5 protein-coding genes and 1 pseudogene are annotated in these 4,326 nt (G+C 36.5%); 2 read left to right on the forward strand and 4 right to left on the reverse strand.

Features of this window, described 5'->3' with window-relative positions; translation table 11 throughout:
• Positions 1-754 (reverse strand): annotated as a pseudogene (locus tag PLK24_RS04390) (hypothetical protein); the annotation flags it as partial.
• A gap of 59 nt (positions 755-813) precedes the next feature.
• On the reverse strand, positions 814-1,320 hold the full coding sequence (locus tag PLK24_RS04395) for a DUF2284 domain-containing protein (RefSeq protein WP_324476673.1): 507 nt from the start codon (positions 1,318-1,320) through the stop codon (positions 814-816).
• A 147-nt stretch (positions 1,321-1,467) separates the two neighbouring features.
• Here PLK24_RS04395 and PLK24_RS04400 point away from each other — a divergent pair, with 147 nt between their 5' ends.
• Positions 1,468-1,809, forward strand: coding sequence for a hypothetical protein (locus tag PLK24_RS04400; RefSeq protein WP_324476675.1), 342 nt, complete (start codon positions 1,468-1,470; stop codon positions 1,807-1,809).
• On the opposite strand, the gene PLK24_RS04405 is transcribed toward PLK24_RS04400, so the two are convergent.
• On the reverse strand, positions 1,806-2,771 hold the full coding sequence (locus PLK24_RS04405; protein WP_324476676.1) for a TIM barrel protein: 966 nt from the start codon (positions 2,769-2,771) through the stop codon (positions 1,806-1,808). The two genes, PLK24_RS04400 and PLK24_RS04405, sit on opposite strands and share 4 nt — an antisense overlap.
• 188 nt (positions 2,772-2,959) lie before the next feature.
• Here PLK24_RS04405 and PLK24_RS04410 point away from each other — a divergent pair, with 188 nt between their 5' ends.
• Complete coding sequence (locus PLK24_RS04410; RefSeq protein WP_324476677.1) at positions 2,960-3,730, forward strand: toast rack family protein; 771 nt, start codon at positions 2,960-2,962, stop codon at positions 3,728-3,730.
• Between the two features lie 68 nt (positions 3,731-3,798).
• On the opposite strand, the gene PLK24_RS04415 is transcribed toward PLK24_RS04410, so the two are convergent.
• The coding region (locus PLK24_RS04415; RefSeq protein ID WP_324476679.1) for an IPT/TIG domain-containing protein at positions 3,799-4,326 on the reverse strand (528 nt) is incomplete at its 5' end.

Genomic DNA, 4,326 nt, shown 5'->3' on the forward strand with positions numbered 1-4,326 from the left:
ATTTTTTCAGGTAATAAGTTTTTTGTTTTTCAGTAAGAGGAACTGTCCCGTATAATTCTTCATAGGATTCATCAATTAAATTTATCAACTCCATTCCTCTTATAAGAGCTTCCTTTTTATTTTTAAATTTTAAAACTTGATAATTGTAACGCTTTTTAACCCATTCAGCAGATTTGATGAGACTCTCGGGAATTTCTTTTTCATCTGGTACCTTGGTTTGGAATTCCAAGGCATCAATTAGTTTTGTATAACCACATTTTTCTACCAAATCAGGATAATAAGGATAATTGTATTGAGTTGCCATGGTTCCTAATTCTTCAAATCCTTCGATCAGCAATCCAGTTGGGTCCAAATCAGTAAATCCTTGCGGACCGGTACAGGTTGCCATCCCCCGTTCTTTCCCCCAAGATTCTATTGCAGAAAATAATAATTCTGCACTTCTTCCCTCATTAATTGAATCAAACCAACCAAAGCGAAGGTTTTTTTCTTGATACTTTTCAATGGCAATATGACTGATAATACCGGCAATACGTCCAACACATGAATTATTGTGATAAGCCAAAAATAATTTGGTTTCACAATTCTCGTAGGCGGGATTTTTTACTGGAGAAAATACTTCTATTTCATCGGAGATTAAAGGTGGAACGTAATAGGGGTGATTTTGGTATAGCCGATGAGGAAAATAAACAAATCTCTTTAAATCTCGTTTATTTTGAACCTCTCGAATCTCCCAACCCATATCAATTCTTCTCAACAAAAAAGATTACCTTGAGTTTTATGATTCTATCCTTCATTCTATTGACTACCCCTTAACTATTCAATAAAAACTGCTGAATACCAATTTTGAGGATCATCTTCGTTTTTTAAAGTTTCAATCGGAAGACCAAATTTTCTAACTGTTTTAAAAACGTCTACACCAATGCTGTGAAAAGATGGACGGGCTTGTTTCGGATTGACACATTTCATACCTTTAAATCCATTGCATTCTTTACAAAGAGCACAATCACTCATCGAGAAAGCAAAGTAATAGCCATCAAGAAAGGCTTGTCTCTCAATCGAAAAAGAAATTTTCTGTGAAAGATATTTGTTAGTGGAATGAACAATAATACCCCAAGTATAGTTTTCCAATACTTTTTGATACTCCCACGGTCGCAGCGATCCAGGACGCGAAGGACAGGTATTGGCGTTTCCCCAATCAGCACAACCAAACATACACTTTAAGATAGTCCTTGCATCAAATTCAATATCTTCAATGCGAAAAAAAACTGCCTGCTCGGCTCCCATATCTAAAGCTATCTTGAGATACTTTTTATGATCCATTTTCGAACAACCCTTCCTTCTTGATTACAATGAGAAAAATTCTAAAGCCTAATCTATCAAAATTTCAATGAAAAATTTAAATACCACTTTTTTATTTGCTAAAATTATATGGAATAATGATTTTACATTTATTCATAAAGGAGTCCTATGATAAAAAACTTAACCCATCACCCGGTTACAATTTTTAAAAATAATTCAGTCTATCGCTCTATTGAACCCGAAGGAATCGTTCCCCGCTGTCAAGAAGAACGGATTCAAATCGGAGAAATTGATGAAATTCCGATTATGACCACCCGTTTTGGACCTGTTTATAATCTTCCTGACAAAGAAGAAGGGGTATTTCTCATTGTTTCACCGATTGTTGCCAACGCCCTTCCCGAACGGGATGATTTATTGGTTCCCGATCTCTTGGTACGCGATAGTCAAGGCAATATAATCGGCGCTGAAGCCTTAGCTCGAGTTACCTGGTGGGGTTGCGAAACCTTTTAAGAAAATATTGTACTCCACTCTGTCCATTGTTTTTGTAAATATTGTAATGATTCTCTCAGCCATCGTTCTAGTAAACAATCTGAGTAATCTCTACCAAATTTGGGACCTGGGTGTTCCAAATATCCAATCACTTTCGTTACAGGAATAGTTTTCTGATTCTTCATCAAAATTGAGTATATTTGTTTTACATCAATTATGCCGCGTTCTAAGCTTTCTGATTCAAAACCAAAAGTTGAGTTATATATTGAATCGGTATTTTTAAAGTGAAACTCATACAAATAGGGAAAAGAGGCGATAAAGTAATCAAGATTGTTTTCGATAACGGTTTTCTCTTGATTAGCCCAGCCATGCGATACATCGGAACAATATCCAAAACAAACGGTTTTTTCCGGTTGGCTTAAATGGAATTGCTTCAATTCATCTCCTATTTTTTTAAGTTCCACCGAGTTACAAGGAGGTTCAGCGTAGCAAGACATTGGTTCCAGGGTTAACCAGGACAATCCTTGATCCTTGGCAAACACCATCATCTCTTTTATAAAGTTGAGGAAAGATTGGATTCCCTGAGGACGATATTCAATTTGATCACGATAGACGCTTCCCATTGAAGAACCGGCAACTGGGCATTCTAATAATGCAGCAATTTCTATCATTCTTTGATAATTTTTCCTGGTAATCTCAGCCAATTCTTTTTCGGGATTCAAAAAACCCCCCAATTCCCGATGGGAGGTAAAAATACTGGAAATCTGAATGCCCTTTGATTGAGCAGATTCTTTTAATCGATAAAAATAGGTATCAGGAAGGGAATAAAATTCTGCAAAGGTTCCTAATTGCAAATTGTAAACCCCTTCTTCTGCCATTAAATTAAAAAGCCAATCAAAAGAATAACGATATTGAATAGGATCACTTTTTACTCCCAATTCTATGGTAAGGTTCTTTTCCCAATCGAGCTTTTTTTCCATCATATTCTATCCTCTTTCTTTTGTATTCTGATTCTATAAAATATCGGAGATAAATAGTTCCCCTCATTTTTATTCCCTTGATCAAATTTGTCAAATCTTTTTCAACTTTTTTATATAGGTACTATACCAGGTTTCTTGAATTGTTATTGAAAAAAGTTCATAATGAAAGAGAAAGGGAGGGTGATTTATTGATGAAAAGGATGTTTATTTCCCTATTTACTCTATTCATTTTTGGTTTTTTCCCCCGCTTAGCAATTGCCGAGGAATTGATGATTGAAAACCCTTCGATTGAGATTGATGATGCCTTGGTGGTTAATGCCACAATCGAAGTATCTTTTGGCGATATTACTCTCACTGGGGGAGCAACGAAATTAATGGAAGGGGAATTTCGGTATTCTTCCCATGAATGGAAACCTTTGATTTCTTATCAAGTAAAAAATATGGTTGGTGAATTGAAAGTAGAAATACCGGCGAACATTAACTTTTCACTGTTCAGCTTTCGGGATAAAAGTCATAAAACTCTTATAAGTCTCAATGATTTAGTCCCTATGAATTTATTTTTTAAAGTTGGAGCCGGTAAAAGTCAACTTAATTTAGCCTCGATGGCTCTTGAAACCTTAACTATGGAGGCTGGGGTTGGTGAAGTCGTGATTGATTTGAAAGGGAATACCAGCCTCTCCCGTTTGAAAGTAAAAACTGGAGTTGGAGAGGCAACCATTGATTTACGTGGAAATTGGAAGCAGGATATTGATTCAAAAATCATATCCGGCTTGGGTGAGGTAACTATCTTTCTCCCGCAGAATATTGGAGTTAGAGTTGAAACGAAAAGAGGTTTAGGAGCTATCGATGCCTCTAACCTGACTGTCAATGGAAATATTTATACCAACCAACAATACGGAAAAACCAGCCCTACTCTCAACATTTACCTTGAATCAGGAATTGGGAAAATAAACTTATACTGATACAAATATAGCTATAAGGAAATAAAAAACGCATACAGCTATTAAGCTGTATGCGCTGTAAACTTTTACTACATATAAGGTACTGTTTCCCAATAATAAACCATTCCACTCCACATGGTTAATCCCCATTCACTAAAAACATTTACGGTAAAATCTGGTTGTTCAATGACTGGATAGGTAATATCAATAATCCATTTGGAAGCACCATAGTAAGTATATTGATAATGTTTGGAACCAATTCCGGTCGAAAGGTCGGTTTTAATCCAAAATACACTATATGGAACATTAACACCATCATTATGGGCTTTGACAATAGCAATGTTTCTTGCAACGTCTACCCGATCAAGGGGTATTGGAGTTGGGGTAGGAGTCGGTGTTGGTGCTGCACATATCCCATAAAGCCAATATTCATCGCTGGGAACACCGTTTACCGTTACAGCAACCCGTAACTCTCGGGCTGGCAATGAAGATGCAGGAACTACTGCAATTACTTCATCGTCAGACCAGTAGGAAACTGCCGCAACAATTCCATTCATTGTAACTGTGTTGGTACCCTTAAGGTCACCAAAGTTCCGGCCGTAAATTCTTAGTTGTGT

The sequence above is a fragment of the Atribacter sp. genome (genome assembly GCF_035418125.1).
Lineage (GTDB): Bacteria > Atribacterota > Atribacteria > Atribacterales > Atribacteraceae > Atribacter > Atribacter allofermentans.

What these genes read in the sequence shown, in the direction of transcription:
- PLK24_RS04395 (WP_324476673.1), bottom strand. Translation starts at nt 1,320, where the DNA reads ATGGATCATAAAAAGTATCTCAAGATAGCTTTAGATATGGGAGCCGAG.
- PLK24_RS04405 (WP_324476676.1), bottom strand. Translation starts at nt 2,771, where the DNA reads ATGATGGAAAAAAAGCTCGATTGGGAAAAGAACCTTACCATAGAATTG.
- PLK24_RS04410 (WP_324476677.1), top strand. Translation starts at nt 2,960, where the DNA reads ATGAAAAGGATGTTTATTTCCCTATTTACTCTATTCATTTTTGGTTTT.
- PLK24_RS04400 (WP_324476675.1), top strand. Translation starts at nt 1,468, where the DNA reads ATGATAAAAAACTTAACCCATCACCCGGTTACAATTTTTAAAAATAAT.